The sequence below is a fragment of the Paenibacillus sp. G34 genome (assembly GCF_056856875.1).
Genome location: NZ_CM166469.1, coordinates 1,593,752 through 1,610,925 on the forward strand (window position 1 = coordinate 1,593,752; position 17,174 = coordinate 1,610,925).

Consider the following 17,174-nt stretch of genomic DNA (forward strand, 5'->3'; position numbering starts at 1 on the left):
TGAACAGGAGAGGTATAAGGTGAGCAACGATATGCAGCAGTATAGCACAAAACAAACGACCCAATCGGCTCGGGCGAATCAGCACGAGACGATTAATCCCAGTATTTTATACTATGGCACCCCTGTGATCATCCTTAGTACTTTAAACGAAGATGGGTTTACCAATCTTTCTCCGCTATCCTCATCTTGGGCACTGGGGGACTGTCTGGTGTTAGGGATAGGTACACAGGGCAAAGCTTATGAGAATTTGTGTCATCGTCCAGAGTGTGTTATTAATCTGCCGGATGCTTCCATGTGGCGAAACGTTGAAGCGCTGGGACGGACAACAGGAAGTTCGCCCGTGCCAGAAGTTAAAGAACGAATGGGATATACGTTTTGCCAAGATAAGTTCAGGATAGCAGGATTGACATCTCAGCAATCAGTTCAAGTAGCACCTGATAAAATAGCCGAATGTCCGCTTCAGATTGAAGCGGTTGTACAACATATACGAACTCCGGGACATACGTCATTCATGGCGATTGTAGAAGTGAAGGCGGTGAAGGTGCACGCACATTCTCATTTGATTTCAGATGTCAATAAGATTGATCCGAAGCAATGGCATCCGTTGATTTATAATTTCAGGCATTATTACGGACTTGGGGAGAGACAAGGGGAGAATTTTCGGGCATAGAATTAAATGGATGATGAGAGATCGAGTAAGCGGCCAAATAAGAGGTCGAGTGAGAGTTACACTTCTGGTATGTTGCAGAATCCAAAAAACAAGCACAGGCTCGGGTCATGAGAGCGCTGTGCTTGTTTTCACTTCACAAATGTTACTAACCTTTCAATGGTACTTTATCAGCCTTCCGAGACAATCGTTTCCTCTGGAGCAATAGGTTTGCCTTCTAACAAGCTATGAATCGCATGAGCAACGCCATGCTCCACATTGGTCAGTGTGATCGTTTTAGCCAACGCACGAATTTCCGGTTCGGCATTGCCCATCGCGATACCTAGCCCAGCCATCTGCAGCATGGAAACATCATTAAAGTTATCTCCAATCGCGGCCGTGTCTTTCATCGAAATGTTCAAATGCTCCGCCAGTTTGGTCAGGGCATTCCCCTTCGATACATCCGGGTGTTGCATTTCGAAGTTGTGCTCAAAGGATACAACCATCGCCACATCGGTTCTGGAGGAAAAGTATTCACGTCCGAGTTGAACTTTTTCGGGATTCATTGAGAAGGCCATAATATTGTAGATACAGGCTTCTGCTGGAATTTCAAGATGGCTGTTTACGCGATGATAATCTTTTTTGTTGTAGTGTTTCTTGATCGAGTGAATCATACGCTCGATATCTTCACCTGGTTTTGAGCCCAGGACACGTTCCAACTCAGCGAGCATCGTTTCGTGAGTGCTGATTGCAGCGTAGATGCCCATCTGAGTTGAAGCTTCATAATAAATATGCTGATCTTCCAGCCACTGCATGACAGATGCGGCTGTTTCACGTTCCAGTGGGAGGTGGAATAAGCGTTCTCCGTTCTCATCATGTATGGTCGCACCGTTGGAGCCGATAATCGGGGTTTTAATCCCGCCTTGGCGGCTAATCGCCACGACATCTGAATATACACGTCCGGTTGCGATGGTTACTTTCATGCCAGTCTGCTGCGCTTTCTGGATGGCTTCTGCGTTCTCGCGGCTAATCTGGCTGTCTCGATTCAACAATGTTCCATCTAAATCGGTAGCAAATAATTTCATATCTTTACAACTCCTTATCTTGTGTAGGTTCGGGGATTAGAATCTCAACCTTTTGTTCGTTTAAAAAATCTAGCCATTCCTGATTCGGCCATTGATCTGTAATTAACACATCCACCAGTGACCAATCTGCAAAACGATAACCATAACGTTTGTCCATCTTGGAATGATCGGCAAGGATAATTACTTTTTTGGCTGATTTCATCATTTGATGTTTAATCTTGCCTTCCTCTTCAGAAGCACTGAACCCATCCATGGTGAGGCCGCCAATGCCAATGAACGCTTTATCTACGTAGTAGTGGGAGAGGGTTTCAATTACAGGTGTTCCATAGACATAACGCTGTTCCTTATCCAGCCTGCCACCGAGCAGTCGGATCTGAACTGCGGTGTGATTAGATAAAAGATCAGCCGAGTGTATCGAATTGGTGATGACCGTACAGGATTTGCCGTTCAAATTCTCAGCGCAGGATTGAACGGTTGTGGAGGAATCCAAAATGATCGTTTCCCCTGAACGAACCAGAGCCGCAGCTAGTTTGCCAATGGCCCGTTTTTCCTCAGAGACATATTTCAACCGGTCTTGATAGGACTTGAATTCTTGTGGGGGCGAGGGGAGGATTGCGCCGCCGCGTGTGCGAATAATGGCTTCCTGCTCTTCGAGTTTAATCAGATCCCGGCGTGCTGTATCTCTTGAAACATCAAATAAAGATACAATCTCTTCTGCGGAGATACGATGATGTTTGCGCAGGTGCTCAATGATGAGTTGCATGCGTTCTTCTTGAAACAAACGTAAAGCCTCCTTATATTCATGGATGACCGTGCGTTGTACTATAGTTTAATTATAAGTATTTATAATGTGATCTGCAATATTGTAAGTGAAAATAAGTTTTTATAAGTTTTTTGATCGTTAATTTACAAAATTAAAGTACAGTTATGACACGAATGTGATTTTGGATTTAACGAGTTAAGGTAAACGGGGAGCGAGATAAGGTAAATAGGAAGCGAGATAAGGAGAAAAGAGTTAGAACGATCGGATGATAAAATGACCTTTGAATACAAGCAAAATTTTGGATTGTAAAAGGGAATAAAAAAAGTGTTGCAATATTATATTTTTCTGTGATATACTCATTCTTGTCGCCAAGAAAGACAACTTGTTTATAAGGCCCGTTGGTCAAGGGGTTAAGACACCTCCCTTTCACGGAGGTAACAGGGGTTCGAATCCCCTACGGGTCATAGTATTACCTCATTTTTCACCTTTAAGAGATTCGCTATTAATCAGAATTTCTTTGGAAGTCACTGCTCTGTAACATTCGATAAGCATGGCATAGCAACAGGTGAAGTTAGATCGAGAGCCATTAGCTCAGTTGGTAGAGCACCTGACTTTTAATCAGGGTGTCGAAGGTTCGAGCCCTTCATGGCTCACTTTTATAATTTAATATGCGGTCGTGGTGGAATGGCAGACACGCTATCTTGAGGGGGTAGTGGGTGTATACCCGTGGAGGTTCGAGTCCTCTCGACCGCATCAGATGTAAGAGTGAAGCACCCCTAATTAATTTAGGGGTGTTTTTTCTTTTGGTTTTGCGCTGTTATGAGGGGTTATTATGGCACTTTTCTTTTGATGGTGAAATCATGGACCTGATCTTGCATAATTGTTTTGTTTTCTTATGGATTGGTAGGGGGTATGGTAGGCCTTTTACTCTTAATTGAGGAATCTTTCCTGGATATAAAAAGCTGAGCATTCAGAAATATTGTGATATAATTCTATCATATGGTATTTGTGTTGATTATTACGGTTGGAAGGCGGTTCTTGCATGCAGTCAATCTATGAGCGAATTGAAGACCTGATTGCCGAAAGAGGGATGACAAAGAAGGCCTTCTGTCAACAGCTGAAGATAAGCACGGGCAATCTTGGTGACTGGAAACGTGGTAAATCTATCCCAAGTACAAATAAACTGATCGAAATTGCTTCATTTTTTGATGTAAGTCTGGACTGGCTAATGATTGGTCGTTTATCGAAGGAAGCAATTGTGCGGGAAAAGCGGGAAGATTATTTTTTTAACGTGTTGCGGCAATTGAATTGCCAAGAGAGTGAATTGTCGGCTGTAGAACAGTCTTTTATTAGTGAGTATATCGAGTTCACTCGTTATCGAAAATTTAAAGAGAGTAAAGATGCCGGCAGTTATCGTTACCAACCTGAATCGGAAGACGGAAATAAGTCAGAGCAGGAAGGAACGTAAGTGTCTTTGGATGATCAAAAACCTCCATCTGTGCCGAATGTAATGCTTTCGGACAGCAGGGAGGTTTTTTTATTTAGAAATCGAGGGATTTTTAGTTGTGATTATCAAGAATGCTGGAGTATTTCGGATATAACTGGCGGATACAATCTGGGCAGATGTCATGTGTAAACTCAACTGAAGTGTGTTTCTCCAAATATCGTTCAACGCTGTTCCATTTGTCTGAGTCGTCCTTGATGTGTTTGCAAACGGCACAAATGGGCAGTAGCCCATAGAGTGTACGTGCTTCAGTCAAGGCTTGACGCAACTGGAACTCTGTCTTTTTCTGCTCTGTAATATCCGTGTGAGCAATTAAGGCGAGGTGGGAGTCTGTATCTGGCTCATCCTGTAAAGGAGTGAGTTCTACACGAAACCACTTTTCTTCGTTTTGTGGCGTAGTAACAGAGATATCGTATGTATGGGGCTTGTTAAAAGGTACGACGTTATGCCTCAGATACTGCGCAAATTTGGTTGGATAGAGGTTTTTCTGTTGTGCGGCCCAAGCCTCCATCAGATGAAGGTAATGATTATGCCGGCTGGCTGCTTGTAAGAAAAGTTTATGAAGTCCGTGCTGCCAGGCTTGGTTGCAACTTCGAATCATCCAATGATGATCTATAATGATCAACTGATGATTGGTGGACTGGAAGGATAGGCTTTCAATGTCACATGTAATATGTCTCATGAGAGAAGTCCTCCTTTGATGAAAAAAACTTATCGTAGATCCTCGGGGATGTCTAAAATGTCAGCGACCTGATGTCTGAATCGAGTTGCTTTTCGTGTTCCGTGAATAAGGTTGGATAAACGGTAAGGTGGTATATCATGTTGTTCGCAAAAAGTTTTCTGGTCAACCTGAAGCTCGGTTAGCCGTCGTTTGATAGCCCATCCGAATGGTGTAACTGGCTTTTTCTTGTTCAATAGGGTTCACCCCTGAGTGGATTTTATAGTATTCAGCAGGTCATTCTTCATGTAAAATAGATAGGAATACGTGCTGTGAATTCCATTATATACGTAAATTCGTCATCTAACAATTAAAAAATACGGAAATAAGTGTATTTTATGAATTATTATTACGTAAATACGTGTTGTTTAAATAGATGAAATATAAAAAACACGCCAGCAAGAGGATTTGCGGCGTGTTTTTGGTGTGTTCTGGAGAAAGGTCAGGGGAATGATGGGGGTTATGCTCTATAAGCGTGGAGACCCGCTCCGAGCATGTGGAAGCTGGGGAATAATGACTTCATAGACATGGAATTAGAGTGCATATGTGCATCTGAAGAGGAAGTGCTAACAGTAGTCCATTCGTTTTCGAGGTCTGCGGTCAGGCGAGCCAGCAGTTCCCGAGTAGCATTTTCACTTAAGAGTATAACTTTGCAGGCTTCGGATACGCATGCATTCATGGCTGAATGCAAGTAACCGAGAACCGCCTCTTCGACGGGGATGTCGAGGTGGTGGTTGATCCAGGCGTGAACGGTGGAGAGGCAGCCAGCAGAGTTGTATTTGGCGAAGATCTGTTCAAGTGGGCTAAAATCGATCCAGGGGTGCAAAGCTCGAGAAAGTTTGATTAAACGTTTGCCTATGGTTGTTGCTTGCTCTCTCAATTCAGGAGGGGTCCGCTGAATGTGCACAAGTTTGTCGATCAAGGCGATTCTCCAGGTATCTTTATGATCTGTCGCGGCATAGATACCCTTGATGGCCATACCTTCGAGTCGCACGAGACTGGGGTGTAGCTGGCAACGCATAAATGATTCGAGGTCTTCGGCTGTCCGAATGGTGCCTTCCTTGATGTGGGCATCTATGCCGAAAAAATGGGTGAATCCTCCCACTTGAACAGAGGGATCAAGCAGTTTGGCGTAATCAAGCAACTTATTCCCACGGTTCACGATCTTTCGCCTCCTGTGGTTTGTTGTGTTAACTTTAATGACATTTTTAGAATTTTACTAATTTTTTATGTGTGAATCCGAATTATATGATATATATATTCACATAAATGTCCGTGTTTTGTCAATGTTTTATGAAATAAAAAATAAAATTTATGATTAATTTATATTAATGTTATAATATATAACATTAAATAGTTTGGTTTGTGTTATGTTTGTACACGATATTATTCGTATAAGTTTTCTTCTTTTTTGTGGAAACAGGTTAATAATATGTATTTTTCGAGGAAATATGACGGAATGTTTAAATGGGTAATGGTTGAGGGACTAAGGTTGATGGACTAAAAAGGAAGAAAAAAATGTTACTGATTGAAGGTAAACTTGATAGGGGATGAGAGCTACTTAATAAAGAAATTAATAAATGCTTTACTTTTTAGTAGTAATCCGGTATAATCAATTCTGTTGCCGATAATTTACGACAAGCGGTCGTGGTGGAATGGCAGACACGCTATCTTGAGGGGGTAGTGGGCGTATGCCCGTGGAGGTTCGAGTCCTCTCGACCGCATTATATGAAGAATTACTAAGAAGCTTTCCGTGATGGAGAGCTTCTTTTTCGTTGTTCGTTTGACTTGGTTAGGATACATCAACGTGAGCCGTAGGAAGACAATGTGTTTCGTGGTAGACGCAAAACAGCCATCCTATAGCTTTAAGCAGAGTGACTGCTCTTTGCTTTCGTATGGCTGTTTATTGTTTATTGAAATATTTAGAATAAATTATTTGAGCAGTTTCTGAATATCTTCTTCAATTTTGTCTGGAGTAGTCTGCGGGGCATACCGCTTCACAACTTTACCATCTTGATCGACAAGAAATTTGGTGAAATTCCATTTAATAGCTTTGGAGCCGAGCAAGCCTGGGGCTTCTTTAGAAATATGCTGGAAGAGTGGGTGAGCACTGGAACCATTGACGTCAATTTTCTCAAACATAGGGAAGCTTACGCCATAATTCATCTGGCAGAACTCCGCAATATCATCGGAAGAGCCTTTCTCCTGCGCGAATTGGTTGCTTGGGAATCCAAGCACTTCGAACGGAGCGTCCTGGAATTTATCCTGCAGTTCCTGCAGGCCTTTGAATTGAGGGGTGAGACCACATTGACTCGCGGTATTCACAATTAACAACACTTTGCCTCGATATTGGGACATCTCAATCTCTTGTCCACGTAGGGTGTTTACTTTGAAATCATAGACTGACATGGGGATTGCCTCCATCCTATTTTTCTTGATATGTTTATTATATTTTAAGCAATTAAATAATGCAAAACTTATTTTGATTTATCGTTGTTATGTTCATTCGCTAATTGGAAGTTCCGCATAGGTGAGGAATGTACAAATTAATTTTCGTGCGGCTGAGAATTAGATAGCTTGGATGAGATGGATGGCGTATAACCTCATTGTAAGCGTTATTATTAATGTATATTGCCGGAAATCTGACGATTCGGTGATCTGTGTGCACTTTACATGATCATGGCACGGGTGTATGATTCATATCGTAATTTGAATTTTAATTAAACTGTACATGAAAAACGAAACAAACGATAATATCGATCGATCTTTTACTTAAGATTTACGAACGATGTTTTAATCGCTGAGTTTCCATTCGTAGTGGGTGGAAAACGGGGGAACCAACAGGGTGTGCTGTGTTACAGCAGCAGACATCCATGGGGTGAATTTTCCGGTGACAGCCGGAAATAGGGCGACTCTCGCGCCCGAATCCGTCAGCTAACCTCGTAAGCGTTAAAGGGAGAGGCAACAAACCGCACGCTGGTTCATGGCGCTTTTGCCATGGATTATTTAAGAAGCGTTCCGGAGGCCTTGGTCCCCACGCTTCTTTTTTGTTGTCTTTTCACGCCAAGGGAGGAACGAATGATGGATACAGAGATGATTTTGGTAACGGCTCCGAATGAAGCTGGACGTAAATTTGTTAAATTGCTGATGTACAAAAAAATGCCTTTTGCCGTTCTGACAAACAGCGCTGGTGAGGAGCGCAAACTTCGCCGCATTGGGGTAGAACACGTCATTCGTATGAATACGGCAGCGGCTGAAAAATGGTTTTTGCCGCAGGGTAGTGTAGGAAATGTATTTATTTTTGAAAATAGTTTGAATTTGACCTGCCGTTACCTGCAGATTTGCCGCTCGTGGACTTCAAAGTCTTTGTGTGTGATCACCGAGCAGAGCCATCCTAAAGGGATTTATCGGGGTATGGGAGCAGATAAAATCGTATATTCATTGAATGGAGAAGTCGGCTTTCTTCTCAATAGCTGTAACAAACCGCAAGCTGAAGTCAGCAGCTTGTGATTGATTCGATGTAAGGTGCCTGCTATAATTGCAGCTATGGACTAACGGAATTTGAGGAGACTCATGCTTGTCGTGGGTCTTCTTTTTTTATGGATGCAGCGTGCAAGCTAGGGTAAAATGCGGCTTACAAGGAGGAATCGGCGTGCCGGATATTGCCGGATTGAAGTGGTTGTTTTTTGATGTGGGGGATACGCTGGTGGACGAATGGGAGCCTGTAGACGATATCATCGGGCAGTTTGTTCGAGAAGCCGGCGCTTACGGTTATCCAGTTACAATTGAAGCGGTGCGAGAGCTGTTTGCAATCTGTTATCGCAAGTATGAACAATGGCCCATGAAAGTTGCCATACGTACATACATTCATGATGAAGATCACCGCATTCAGATTCAGGACAAGCTAAAATTCCGTAAAGAACTGGAGCGACCGTTCCCTTCCGCAACCAAGGTGCTTGAGCAGCTTTCGCAGCACTATCGTATTGGCATTATTGCCAATCAGAGCCCTGGTACTGAAGCAAGACTAGAGAGCTACGGACTTCGAAAATATGTTGATGTTCTGGCATGTTCGGCAGAAGAAGGGGTGTCCAAGCCTGATCCGGAGTTGTATGCGGTTGCTTTGAAGCAGGCGGGATGCGCTCCAGAAGAAGCGGTGATGGTCGGAGATCGAATCGATAATGATATCATGCCAGCGCGTAGTTTGGGGTTACGCACGATTCGTATTTTGCAAGGGTACGGAAGGTTCCAGCCAGAGCTATCGGATGACGAGCGCGCAGACTGGACAGTGGCGTCTCTGGATGAACTACTTCCATTACTTATACCTGATGAGGATACGAGCAGACCTGTATGAGCATGAAGTTAGATCCGGCCCGAGTTAGAGGTATACATGCTTCGAGTTGTTTAAAAAGTAAAGACACAAAAAGGCTGATACGCCCGGTATGAGGATACCGTGGTGCATCAGCCTTTTTATATATTATGGCATTCTAAGTTAGAACTGAATAATGGTCTGGATAATCAAATACACATTCAGCACTACGATAATAGCGGCAATAGACCAAGATACGATTTTGAGCCACGGTTTGTTTACAAAAGCCCCCATACGTTTTTTGTCACTTGTGAACATAACAAGCGGAATGATGGCAAACGGTAATTGCAGAGATAGAACGACCTGACTTAAGATCAGCAGTTGCTCTGCACCATGTTCACCCACAATCGCAGTAACGATGACGGCTGGGATGATGGCGATCAGACGTGTGACCAGTCTGCGCAGCCATGCCGGGATACGGATATTCAGGAAACCCTCCATGACAATCTGTCCCGCGAGTGTGCCTGTAAGGGTAGAGTTCTGGCCTGATGCAAGCAATGCGACACCAAACAGAATACTGGCAACGGTGGTGCCGAGCAACGGAGTCAGCAGATGATATGCATCTGCAATCTCAGCAACCTGGGTCATGCCAGCGCTGTGGAACACAGCCGCGGATACGATCAAGATGGCAGCGTTGATGAATAAAGCCAGTGTCAGTGCGATGGTGGAATCGACTGTAGTATAGCGGATAGCTTCTCTTTTACCCTGAGTGGTCTGCTCAATCTGGCGGGTCTGCACAATAGAAGAATGCAGATACAGATTATGCGGCATAACGGTAGCTCCGATAATAGCAATCGCGACGTACAGCATGGATGGGTTCTGCAAAATCTCGGCGCTAGGTATGAATCCGTGAAGCACACCGCCCATATCGGGTTTAGCCAAAAACAAATCGATACCAAAACACAAAGCAATAGTTGCCATTAGCACGATAACGAGTATCTCCAGCGCACGGAAACCTTTATTTTGAAGTACAAGAATGAGTAACACATCCACTGCGGTAATGATTACCCCATATAACACGGGAATATTAAACAGTAGCTTAAGTGCAATTGCTGAGCCGATGACCTCAGCCAGATCGGTAGCGGCAATCGCAAGCTCACACAAGAGCCATAACATCACAACGACGGGTGCACTGAAACGCTCACGACACGCTTGGGCTAAATCTCGCCCGGTGACGATGCCCAGTTTGCCTGCGAGGGCTTGCAGCACCACGGCCATCATATTTGATATAAGAATGACAGATAATAGGGTATATCCAAATTTGGAGCCGCCTGCGATTCCAGTAGCCCAGTTCCCCGGGTCCATATAACCGACAGCGACCAGATAACCAGGGCCGACAAAGGCCAGGAATTTTTTCCACCAGACTGCATTCTTGGGCACTTTCATGGAACTGTGTGCTTCACCCAGCGAAGGAGCCATTGCCGCTGCAGAGGAAAACTTGCCGGATGCGGAGTTGAACGGATTCTTTTGACTCATACATAAATCACCTGACTTTACATTAAGATGTGGTCGGCTTGTGCCGAAACGAAAATCATATTTAGGCTGTGCTCTGGCACAAATACTGCGACAAATGAATGTGATGAAACAACATTCCATATATCTAAAATTTTATGTTCGCATTTACATTGTACACCCTCAATAATTTTTGTCTAGTGCAACTTTTATGTATTCGGACAAAAAAGAATTGGACGAAGGTTTTTATTTTTCAAGCGCCTCTTTGTATCGTACCCATTTCGTAAAAAGATACGACTTTTACAGGTATTGCATGAAATGCGGCCAAATGTAAAAGCTGATAAAGCGGACAATCTTGCGTTTCAAATCGAGCCAGAAGTTTAAAATGAATTGTAGGCACTTAAAACTTTAGTAGCGAAGGAGAGATTCTGATGGAAGCTTTATATACAGCAACAGCAACGGTAAAAGGTGGACGTACAGGTTCGGTGGCTTCTTCGGACGGCGTACTGCAACACGATCTGAAAATGCCGAAAGAACTGGGCGGCGCTGGTGGAGAAGGCACAAACCCTGAACAACTCTTTGCAGCTGGATACGGTGCATGTTACGAGAGCGCTCTGGCTAACGTGGCTCGTAAAGCAGGTGTGAAATTGGAAAACGTCGTTGTAACCAGCAACGTATCGATCGGCAAAGATGCTACAGACGACGGATTCAAGCTGGCAGTGCGTCTCGATGTAAGCATGCCGGGAGTAGATCACAGCCAAGCTGAGGATCTTGCTCGCAAGGCGCATGACTTCTGTCCTTATTCCAAAGCAACACGTGGTAACATTGATGTTGTTTTGAATGTAGTTTAGTAAATAGCAGAACTTGAGCTCTTTTTTTGCAAGTCACTGCTTGAAGTAAAGAGCATGGTATCTAGTAAATACTTTATGTTCGAGCTCGAAGCCCTGCTGGCAGATCAGCAGGGTTTTGTTTTCCAAGCGAATTATTAGACACAAAGTTAACCTGATCTAAATATGGGGAAGGATTTTCCTCATCCTAGCGCGTACTCTTTTACATAAAAGTACAGTCACTTCATGCCACATATTCCATAAGGGGGAACGGCCATGAGTATTGAAGAGATGATTGAGAGAAAATTTGTATGTACCAAATGCCGGGGGACGGAATGCAGCATTAAGGAGGTTTCCATGTCAGGAGCGGGACTCAGCAAGGTGTTTGATATCCAGCATAATCATTATTTGTTTGTGGGCTGTACGGCTTGCGGGTATGTGGAGGTCTTTAACCCGGATGTGCTAAAAGGCAAGAAGCAAGGGCAGGTCGGTACGATTCTGGATATTCTGTTCGGCGGATGACATGCGTGAGTTGACATCGACCTGAAATTTCTTTAATATGATTTAGTACTGAAAGTGTCAGTGTCATTAGCATGAACCAAATTTGAATTCACAGGTGATATCCATGTCTTATAGACCAAGCATTGCACAACTGCAAGTAGCCAGCAAAAACGAAAAAGACGGATTGTACGAATTTACGATGAAACTGGTAGATGGTACACAGTGTCGTGTATTCTACTCCAAATCTCCGGATTGGAAAATGACTGCGATCAGCCGTCTGCAGAAGACACCTTGTCCTGTATGTCGCAAAGACTTCATCTGCAAATGTATGGATCAATGGTCAGGTGACCTGCATCAGCAAATGATTAATGACGAGTGGATGGAAAAAGCACTGGCTGAGTAATTAGCCGACAGATATGAGCGTAGGCACTGAGCCTGCGCTTTTTTTCTATTTTCATAGTGAACAAAGGAAAGATAAAGTTCCGATCCGGTGAGAAAGATGGCTCAAAGCGGGTAAGTATTCTCACAGCACCTTATAGGAGGCCACTATACTATGACAGTAACTCAAACGGATAAACACGAGGGACACCCGATTGTTCTTGTAGACGGCGTATGCAACTTTTGCCAGGGAATAACGAAATGGATTATCAAGCGTGACCCGGAAGGGAAATATCACTTTGCTTCACTCCAGTCGGATGTAGCGAAAGGATTGCTGGAGAAGGGTGGTTTGAGAACCGACAGCATGGATACGTTTGTATTGATTGAAAATGGAAAATACTATACACGCTCAACAGCAGCGTTAAGGTTGGCCAAAGGTCTCAAGTTTCCTTATCCGCTACTCTATGTGTTTATTATGGTGCCCAAATTCATTCGCAATGCAGTATACAACTGGGTTGCGCGCAATCGCTATCGCTGGTTTGGGAAAGAAGAGGCATGTATGTTGCCTACACCTGAGACTAAAGATCGATTTTTATAAGTATAAAAGTATCAGTTTTTCAGGATAAGCTTCCATAAGAAAGAAGTTTCATGTAAGGTGATTAATATCGGAAATTACTGGGTAATTACTGTGGGTTACATTATTTTTTACATTATTGGGAGGATAACAACTTGAAGAAGTGGACGACAATGATTATTGGGGCGTTATTGGCAGTGAGCTTGGCAGCATGTGGAAATGACACAGATAAATCTGCAGCTCCGCCAGCAGGAAATGAAACAACGAATGAAAGTAACAATACAGCGGAACAAAATGCGGCTGTTCCTACATTGGATGAATTGCTTGCCAAAACTGGTGAAGCAACAAAAGCACTCAAAAGCTTCACTACAGAAGCTAACATTGATCAGAAGATCAAACTGGATGCTGGTGAGCAATCTCAGGATCAGCAAGTGAAAACGTCTTTGAAAATGGATATTATTAAAGACCCGATGATGATCTATCAAGAGATGGAAATGGATATGTCTGGACAGAAGCAAAATATCAAACAGTATATTACTTCTGACAAAATTTACTCCCAAGTGGGTGACCAATGGGTATCCATTCCTGAAGATCAAAGCAAGGCACTCATCGAGCAGATGAAAGCAAGTATGAATCCGGAAAAAGAGCTGGATCAATTCAAAAAAGTAAAAGAAGATGTTAAGATCTCCGAAGAGGGCGACAACTATGTCCTGAACGCAGATGTATCGGGTGACAATGTCAAGGAATTGGCTAAATCCGTTATGCAACAAAACGGTTCAGATGCCCAAATGCAGGCTATGCTTGATCAAATGAATATCAAGAGCATGAAAATGAAATATTTGATTAACAAAGAGACATCTCTTCTGGAGAAGATCGATGTAGAGATGGTGATGGAAATGGAGCAAAACAATCAGAAAATGACGATGGACATGAAAATGGACACTTCGTTCTCCAACCATGACAAAGTTGAAGAAATCAAAATCCCGCAAGAGGCTCTGGACAGCGCAAAATAAGTAAAGACCTGAAACACCTCTGATTCTTACTTCGGAATACCTATGGGTAGACCGGATAAGGATTAGGGGTGTTTTTTTGGGTTTTGGAAGTTCTTTAGAGTGCTATAATATATCTATATATGATTTATTTATAAAGATGGATAATAGCTAATAATGCGCTCGGTTGTCCATTGTACTGAGTAAAATTTATGCATCTTTGTTCTATTGGGGAGGGGATACCGAGATGATTAGATATGCACATATTCATCACGTAAGTCTGGCGGTTCGAGATCTAGAGATAGCCAAAAAGTTCTATTCCGGCTTATTAGGTATGCAAGAAATCGAACGCCCGCCGTTTCGTTCTACGGGTACGTGGTACGCGATCGGCAGTCAGCAGCTTCATCTGCTGCAGCATCCAGAGGGGCATACGTTGCGGGAAGCAGGGATCGATACAACGGATGGACATTTTGCGCTTTGGGTGGTCAGTTATTCGGAGACGATAGCATGGCTGGAAGAGCAAGGGATTGAATATGAAGCGAGACCGGATAGCGTAGCTGGATTCGCACAGATTTTTATCCTTGATCCGGACCGGAATATTATTGAGTTTGGGGCGCCATATGGTTCCTAGATCAATGGATTAGAATAAATCCCTTGCTCGTCCAAAAATTGTATGTTATATTATCCATACATTCATAGCACGTGACGGAAGCACCGTCCATATCCTGCAACTTTATGCGGGTAATGGGCGGTGTTTTTTTGTGCTTTTTTTCAGGGAGGGAAGGAGAAATTGATCGTACTTAAGGCGGTACTGGTATCGAGGGACAAAGACTATATTCGTGCCTGGCTTGATTATGTACAGACTAGCTCGTCAGGGGAGCACATGCGATTTACTGCCTTTTCCCAATGGGAGGCATTCAGGAATCATATGACGGAACAGGAAGAGCACGAAATGCCTGATCTGATTATTGCAGAACCTGAGTTTTTGAATCCATGGCTAATGAATGGAGGGGAGGCCTCAGGTGTATCTTGGCTCATGCTTAGTGAAGGGGCTGACGAAGGACACGAGACGAAGCGGCTCTTGAAGTATCAGCCTCTACCCGTTCTACTGGAAGCCGTGAGGAATGCTGGCCGGCAGCCGCGAAGCAAGAGGAATCAACGTCCAGGCCAAGAAACATTAGCAATCGCTGTTTTATCAGCATCGGGCGGGAGCGGTAAAACATCTGTGGCTCTGCATATGGCTAAGCAGCTGGGACTTGCCGGTTATGCTGTGTTGTATCTCAATCTGGAGACACTGGACAGCTCGTTTCCTTTTTTGGAGAAAGGATTGAGGCAGGGCAGTCAGCGGCAACATACAGACGCAGAGACAGGTTTATCAAGGCTGTTATACGATCTAAAGGCTCATCGAAGGGAAGTAACAGGTAGCCAGTTACAAGGGCAGGGGCGAAGGAAGGAATCAGGTTCTACACAGGAAAGAGGTCCGGGCTTACAAGCAGCAATGGAGTATGTTGTTCCACATGAGCCATTGAAGTCGGATGTGTTTTGGCCGTTAGCTAACCGCAAGGAAATGTTGCAGATGTCCAAAGCAGACACGACGAATCTGATCCGCTATCTGGCCGACTGTGGGCAGTATGAGGTGTTGATTTTGGATGGAGATTCAGGCTGGGATGAACGCAGCAGTGGAATCCTGGAAGCTGCGGATACCTGCGTATGGCTGGTAGAGGACGATATTGCTGCGATGCATCGCTGGGGGCAATGGTTGCAGCACTCTGAGCGTACCCGGGCGGATGTGCTTGGAAGTATGCTGGAGCGTACGTATTTTGTCATCAACAAATACCGGGAGCAAGTGATGAATCCTTTGCCAAGACCTGATCTGCATGTGGATGCGGTATTGCCTTATATGCCTTCCTGGAAGCAGCTGAATCAGGAAGAGGTCATGCTTAGCTCACCGATCTTCCAGCGTGAAGTGAAGAAATTATGTGCATTGCTGATTCAAGGCGAGGAAGAAGAGGGGCGGCAGACGGGACGCGTGGTTCAACAGGAGTCTTGGTCGTTATGACGGATCATTCATGGAACATCCCAGGCCGTGAAGAACAGTTTCAGTTGATACGCAGTGAGGTTCGAGCATCGCTTGATTTGACTGCCTCTGCGGGGGACGAGGAATTGTGGCGAGGGATTGAGAGGAAAGTTCTCGGTGATCCGAACCTGGAGGATTTGACCTCAGGAGAACGCCATACACTGGTGCAGCGACTGTTTGATTCTTTTCGCGGGTTAGATATTTTGCAACCATTGGTAGATCACCCGGACATCACGGAGATTATGATCAATAGTCATCAAGAGATCTTTGTGGAACAGGAAGGAGAGGTCAGGCAGATTCCGTTGCAATTTGAGTCCAGCGAGCGGCTGGAGGATATTATTCAGATGATCGTGTCTGGTGTGAACCGGATTGTCAATGAATCTTCTCCTATTGTGGACGCCCGCCTGAAGGATGGTTCGAGGGTTAACATTGTGCTTCCGCCTATTGCGCTAAAGGGGCCAACGATGACGATCCGGAAGTTTCCGAGTGAGCCAATGAAGATGACTGATCTGATTGAGAAGGGTGCCTTGCATCAAGAAGCAGCGGTGTTATTACAACAGTTAGTGCGGAGCAAGTACAACATTTTTATCGGGGGCGGCACAGGTTCAGGGAAAACGACTTTTCTGAACGCGTTGTCCCAATTCATTCCTCCCGATGAGCGAATTATTACGATTGAGGATTCAGCGGAGTTACAGATTGTGACGGTACCCAATCTCGTCTCTCTGGAGACCAGGAATGCCAATACAGAGGGCAAAGGTCTTATTTCCATCCGGGATCTGATTAAATCATCTTTACGGATGCGTCCAAACCGGATTGTCATTGGGGAAGTGAGGGGAGCGGAAGCGCTTGATATGTTACAGGCGATGAATACAGGCCACGATGGAAGCTTGTCGACTGGTCACGCTAATACAATCTCGGATATGATCAGCAGGCTTGAAACGATGGTGCTCAGTGGTGCGGAACTTCCAATTACCGTTGTAAGGCAGCAGATTAGTTCTGCCATTGATATATTTGTGCATCTTTCCCGCCTTCGAGACCGTTCCCGCCGCGTGACAGAGATCAGTGAAGTGATAGGTATGCAGGACGGTGAAGTACTCCTGAACCCGCTGTTTCGTTTTCAGGAACAGGAGGAACGGGAGGGACGTATCATCGGTGGACTTGTCAGGGCGGGAAGACTCATGAATGTGGATAAAATTCAGATGGCTGGACTTGGAGAATGGCTTGATGGATACATAGAGCAGATAAATGAACAGGTCGGACAAGAAAATCAGTAGTAGCGTAACAAAATAAAATG

At 44.4% G+C, this 17,174-nt stretch carries 19 protein-coding genes, 4 tRNA genes and 1 riboswitch; of the genes, 16 read left to right on the forward strand and 7 right to left on the reverse strand.

Annotated features, from left to right (window positions below; genetic code table 11):
* Positions 1-31 precede the first annotated feature (31 nt).
* The gene (locus AC1VYS_RS06970; RefSeq protein WP_482914935.1) at positions 32-670 is read left to right on the forward strand and encodes a flavin reductase family protein; all 639 of its coding nucleotides are present in this window, start codon (positions 32-34) and stop codon (positions 668-670) included.
* Between the two features lie 167 nt (positions 671-837).
* On the opposite strand, the gene AC1VYS_RS06975 is transcribed toward AC1VYS_RS06970, so the two are convergent.
* The gene (locus tag AC1VYS_RS06975; protein WP_482913606.1) at positions 838-1,731 is read right to left on the reverse strand and encodes a Cof-type HAD-IIB family hydrolase; all 894 of its coding nucleotides are present in this window, start codon (positions 1,729-1,731) and stop codon (positions 838-840) included.
* A gap of 4 nt (positions 1,732-1,735) precedes the next feature.
* The gene (locus AC1VYS_RS06980) at positions 1,736-2,512 is read right to left on the reverse strand and encodes a DeoR/GlpR family DNA-binding transcription regulator (protein WP_482913607.1); all 777 of its coding nucleotides are present in this window, start codon (positions 2,510-2,512) and stop codon (positions 1,736-1,738) included.
* Between the two features lie 374 nt (positions 2,513-2,886).
* On the opposite strand from AC1VYS_RS06980, the gene AC1VYS_RS06985 reads away from it, so the two are divergent.
* The 4 genes from AC1VYS_RS06985 (at position 2,887) to AC1VYS_RS07000 (ending at position 3,962) form a co-directional block, all read left to right on the forward strand.
* Positions 2,887-2,958: transfer RNA gene (locus tag AC1VYS_RS06985), tRNA-Glu, on the forward strand.
* A gap of 116 nt (positions 2,959-3,074) precedes the next feature.
* Positions 3,075-3,147: transfer RNA gene (locus AC1VYS_RS06990), tRNA-Lys, on the forward strand.
* Between the two features lie 17 nt (positions 3,148-3,164).
* Positions 3,165-3,247, forward strand: a tRNA-Leu gene (locus AC1VYS_RS06995).
* Between the two features lie 289 nt (positions 3,248-3,536).
* Positions 3,537-3,962, forward strand: coding sequence for a helix-turn-helix domain-containing protein (locus tag AC1VYS_RS07000; protein WP_441926440.1), 426 nt, complete (start codon positions 3,537-3,539; stop codon positions 3,960-3,962).
* Between the two features lie 91 nt (positions 3,963-4,053).
* On the opposite strand, the gene AC1VYS_RS07005 is transcribed toward AC1VYS_RS07000, so the two are convergent.
* The 3 genes from AC1VYS_RS07005 to AC1VYS_RS07015 form a co-directional block, all read right to left on the reverse strand.
* A complete protein-coding gene (locus tag AC1VYS_RS07005; RefSeq protein WP_482913608.1) occupies positions 4,054-4,680 on the reverse strand; it encodes a hypothetical protein in 627 nt (208 codons plus the stop codon).
* Positions 4,681-4,709: 29 nt separating this feature from the next.
* Positions 4,710-4,913 (reverse strand): XRE family transcriptional regulator, encoded by a 204-nt coding sequence (locus AC1VYS_RS07010; RefSeq protein WP_441926444.1) that lies wholly within the window; start codon positions 4,911-4,913, stop codon positions 4,710-4,712.
* 263 nt (positions 4,914-5,176) lie between these two features.
* On the reverse strand, positions 5,177-5,878 hold the full coding sequence (locus AC1VYS_RS07015; protein ID WP_482913609.1) for an urease accessory protein UreF: 702 nt from the start codon (positions 5,876-5,878) through the stop codon (positions 5,177-5,179).
* Positions 5,879-6,357: 479 nt separating this feature from the next.
* Between AC1VYS_RS07015 and AC1VYS_RS07020 the strand changes: the two genes are divergently transcribed.
* Positions 6,358-6,440 (forward strand) — tRNA-Leu (locus AC1VYS_RS07020).
* Positions 6,441-6,648: 208 nt separating this feature from the next.
* On the opposite strand, the gene AC1VYS_RS07025 is transcribed toward AC1VYS_RS07020, so the two are convergent.
* Entirely contained in the window at positions 6,649-7,125 is a 477-nt protein-coding gene (locus tag AC1VYS_RS07025) for a glutathione peroxidase (RefSeq protein ID WP_434752438.1), read from the reverse strand.
* A 379-nt stretch (positions 7,126-7,504) separates the two neighbouring features.
* Positions 7,505-7,680, forward strand: a riboswitch (cyclic di-AMP (ydaO/yuaA leader).
* A 117-nt stretch (positions 7,681-7,797) separates the two neighbouring features.
* On the opposite strand from AC1VYS_RS07025, the gene AC1VYS_RS07030 reads away from it, so the two are divergent.
* Positions 7,798-8,226, forward strand: coding sequence for a hypothetical protein (locus AC1VYS_RS07030; protein WP_482913610.1), 429 nt, complete (start codon positions 7,798-7,800; stop codon positions 8,224-8,226).
* Positions 8,227-8,368: 142 nt separating this feature from the next.
* The gene (locus AC1VYS_RS07035) at positions 8,369-9,067 is read left to right on the forward strand and encodes an HAD family hydrolase (protein WP_482913611.1); all 699 of its coding nucleotides are present in this window, start codon (positions 8,369-8,371) and stop codon (positions 9,065-9,067) included.
* Positions 9,068-9,205: 138 nt separating this feature from the next.
* Here AC1VYS_RS07035 and AC1VYS_RS07040 read toward each other — a convergent pair whose 3' ends face one another.
* On the reverse strand, positions 9,206-10,558 hold the full coding sequence (locus tag AC1VYS_RS07040; RefSeq protein ID WP_482913612.1) for an Nramp family divalent metal transporter: 1,353 nt from the start codon (positions 10,556-10,558) through the stop codon (positions 9,206-9,208).
* Positions 10,559-10,965: 407 nt separating this feature from the next.
* Here AC1VYS_RS07040 and AC1VYS_RS07045 point away from each other — a divergent pair, with 407 nt between their 5' ends.
* The 8 genes from AC1VYS_RS07045 (at position 10,966) to AC1VYS_RS07080 (ending at position 17,154) form a co-directional block, all read left to right on the forward strand.
* A complete protein-coding gene (locus AC1VYS_RS07045; protein ID WP_441926455.1) occupies positions 10,966-11,385 on the forward strand; it encodes an organic hydroperoxide resistance protein in 420 nt (139 codons plus the stop codon).
* Between the two features lie 252 nt (positions 11,386-11,637).
* The gene (locus AC1VYS_RS07050; protein WP_123063304.1) at positions 11,638-11,883 is read left to right on the forward strand and encodes a zinc ribbon domain-containing protein; all 246 of its coding nucleotides are present in this window, start codon (positions 11,638-11,640) and stop codon (positions 11,881-11,883) included.
* Between the two features lie 103 nt (positions 11,884-11,986).
* Complete coding sequence (locus AC1VYS_RS07055) at positions 11,987-12,265, forward strand: hypothetical protein (protein WP_090918103.1); 279 nt, start codon at positions 11,987-11,989, stop codon at positions 12,263-12,265.
* Positions 12,266-12,415: 150 nt separating this feature from the next.
* On the forward strand, positions 12,416-12,838 hold the full coding sequence (locus tag AC1VYS_RS07060; RefSeq protein WP_482913613.1) for a thiol-disulfide oxidoreductase DCC family protein: 423 nt from the start codon (positions 12,416-12,418) through the stop codon (positions 12,836-12,838).
* Between the two features lie 131 nt (positions 12,839-12,969).
* Positions 12,970-13,827 (forward strand): DUF6612 family protein, encoded by an 858-nt coding sequence (locus tag AC1VYS_RS07065; RefSeq protein WP_482913614.1) that lies wholly within the window; start codon positions 12,970-12,972, stop codon positions 13,825-13,827.
* A 223-nt stretch (positions 13,828-14,050) separates the two neighbouring features.
* Positions 14,051-14,434, forward strand: a complete 384-nt coding sequence (locus tag AC1VYS_RS07070; RefSeq protein WP_441926465.1) for a VOC family protein — start codon at positions 14,051-14,053, stop codon at positions 14,432-14,434.
* 159 nt (positions 14,435-14,593) lie between these two features.
* On the forward strand, positions 14,594-15,862 hold the full coding sequence (locus AC1VYS_RS07075) for a P-loop NTPase family protein (protein WP_482913615.1): 1,269 nt from the start codon (positions 14,594-14,596) through the stop codon (positions 15,860-15,862).
* Entirely contained in the window at positions 15,859-17,154 is a 1,296-nt protein-coding gene (locus AC1VYS_RS07080; RefSeq protein ID WP_482913616.1) for a TadA family conjugal transfer-associated ATPase, read from the forward strand. The genes AC1VYS_RS07075 and AC1VYS_RS07080 overlap by 4 nt, the downstream gene beginning before the upstream one ends.
* Positions 17,155-17,174: the final 20 nt, after the last annotated feature.

Coding starts and splice junctions, on each gene's coding strand:
- AC1VYS_RS07000 (WP_441926440.1), top strand. CDS start 3,537: ATGCAGTCAATCTATGAGCGAATTGAAGACCTGATTGCCGAAAGAGGG.
- AC1VYS_RS07040 (WP_482913612.1), bottom strand. CDS start 10,558: ATGAGTCAAAAGAATCCGTTCAACTCCGCATCCGGCAAGTTTTCCTCT.
- AC1VYS_RS07030 (WP_482913610.1), top strand. CDS start 7,798: ATGGATACAGAGATGATTTTGGTAACGGCTCCGAATGAAGCTGGACGT.
- AC1VYS_RS06975 (WP_482913606.1), bottom strand. CDS start 1,731: ATGAAATTATTTGCTACCGATTTAGATGGAACATTGTTGAATCGAGAC.
- AC1VYS_RS07070 (WP_441926465.1), top strand. CDS start 14,051: ATGATTAGATATGCACATATTCATCACGTAAGTCTGGCGGTTCGAGAT.
- AC1VYS_RS07055 (WP_090918103.1), top strand. CDS start 11,987: ATGTCTTATAGACCAAGCATTGCACAACTGCAAGTAGCCAGCAAAAAC.
- AC1VYS_RS06970 (WP_482914935.1), top strand. CDS start 32: ATGCAGCAGTATAGCACAAAACAAACGACCCAATCGGCTCGGGCGAAT.
- AC1VYS_RS07045 (WP_441926455.1), top strand. CDS start 10,966: ATGGAAGCTTTATATACAGCAACAGCAACGGTAAAAGGTGGACGTACA.
- AC1VYS_RS07025 (WP_434752438.1), bottom strand. CDS start 7,125: ATGTCAGTCTATGATTTCAAAGTAAACACCCTACGTGGACAAGAGATT.
- AC1VYS_RS07005 (WP_482913608.1), bottom strand. CDS start 4,680: ATGAGACATATTACATGTGACATTGAAAGCCTATCCTTCCAGTCCACC.
- AC1VYS_RS07080 (WP_482913616.1), top strand. CDS start 15,859: ATGACGGATCATTCATGGAACATCCCAGGCCGTGAAGAACAGTTTCAG.
- AC1VYS_RS07050 (WP_123063304.1), top strand. CDS start 11,638: ATGAGTATTGAAGAGATGATTGAGAGAAAATTTGTATGTACCAAATGC.
- AC1VYS_RS07060 (WP_482913613.1), top strand. CDS start 12,416: ATGACAGTAACTCAAACGGATAAACACGAGGGACACCCGATTGTTCTT.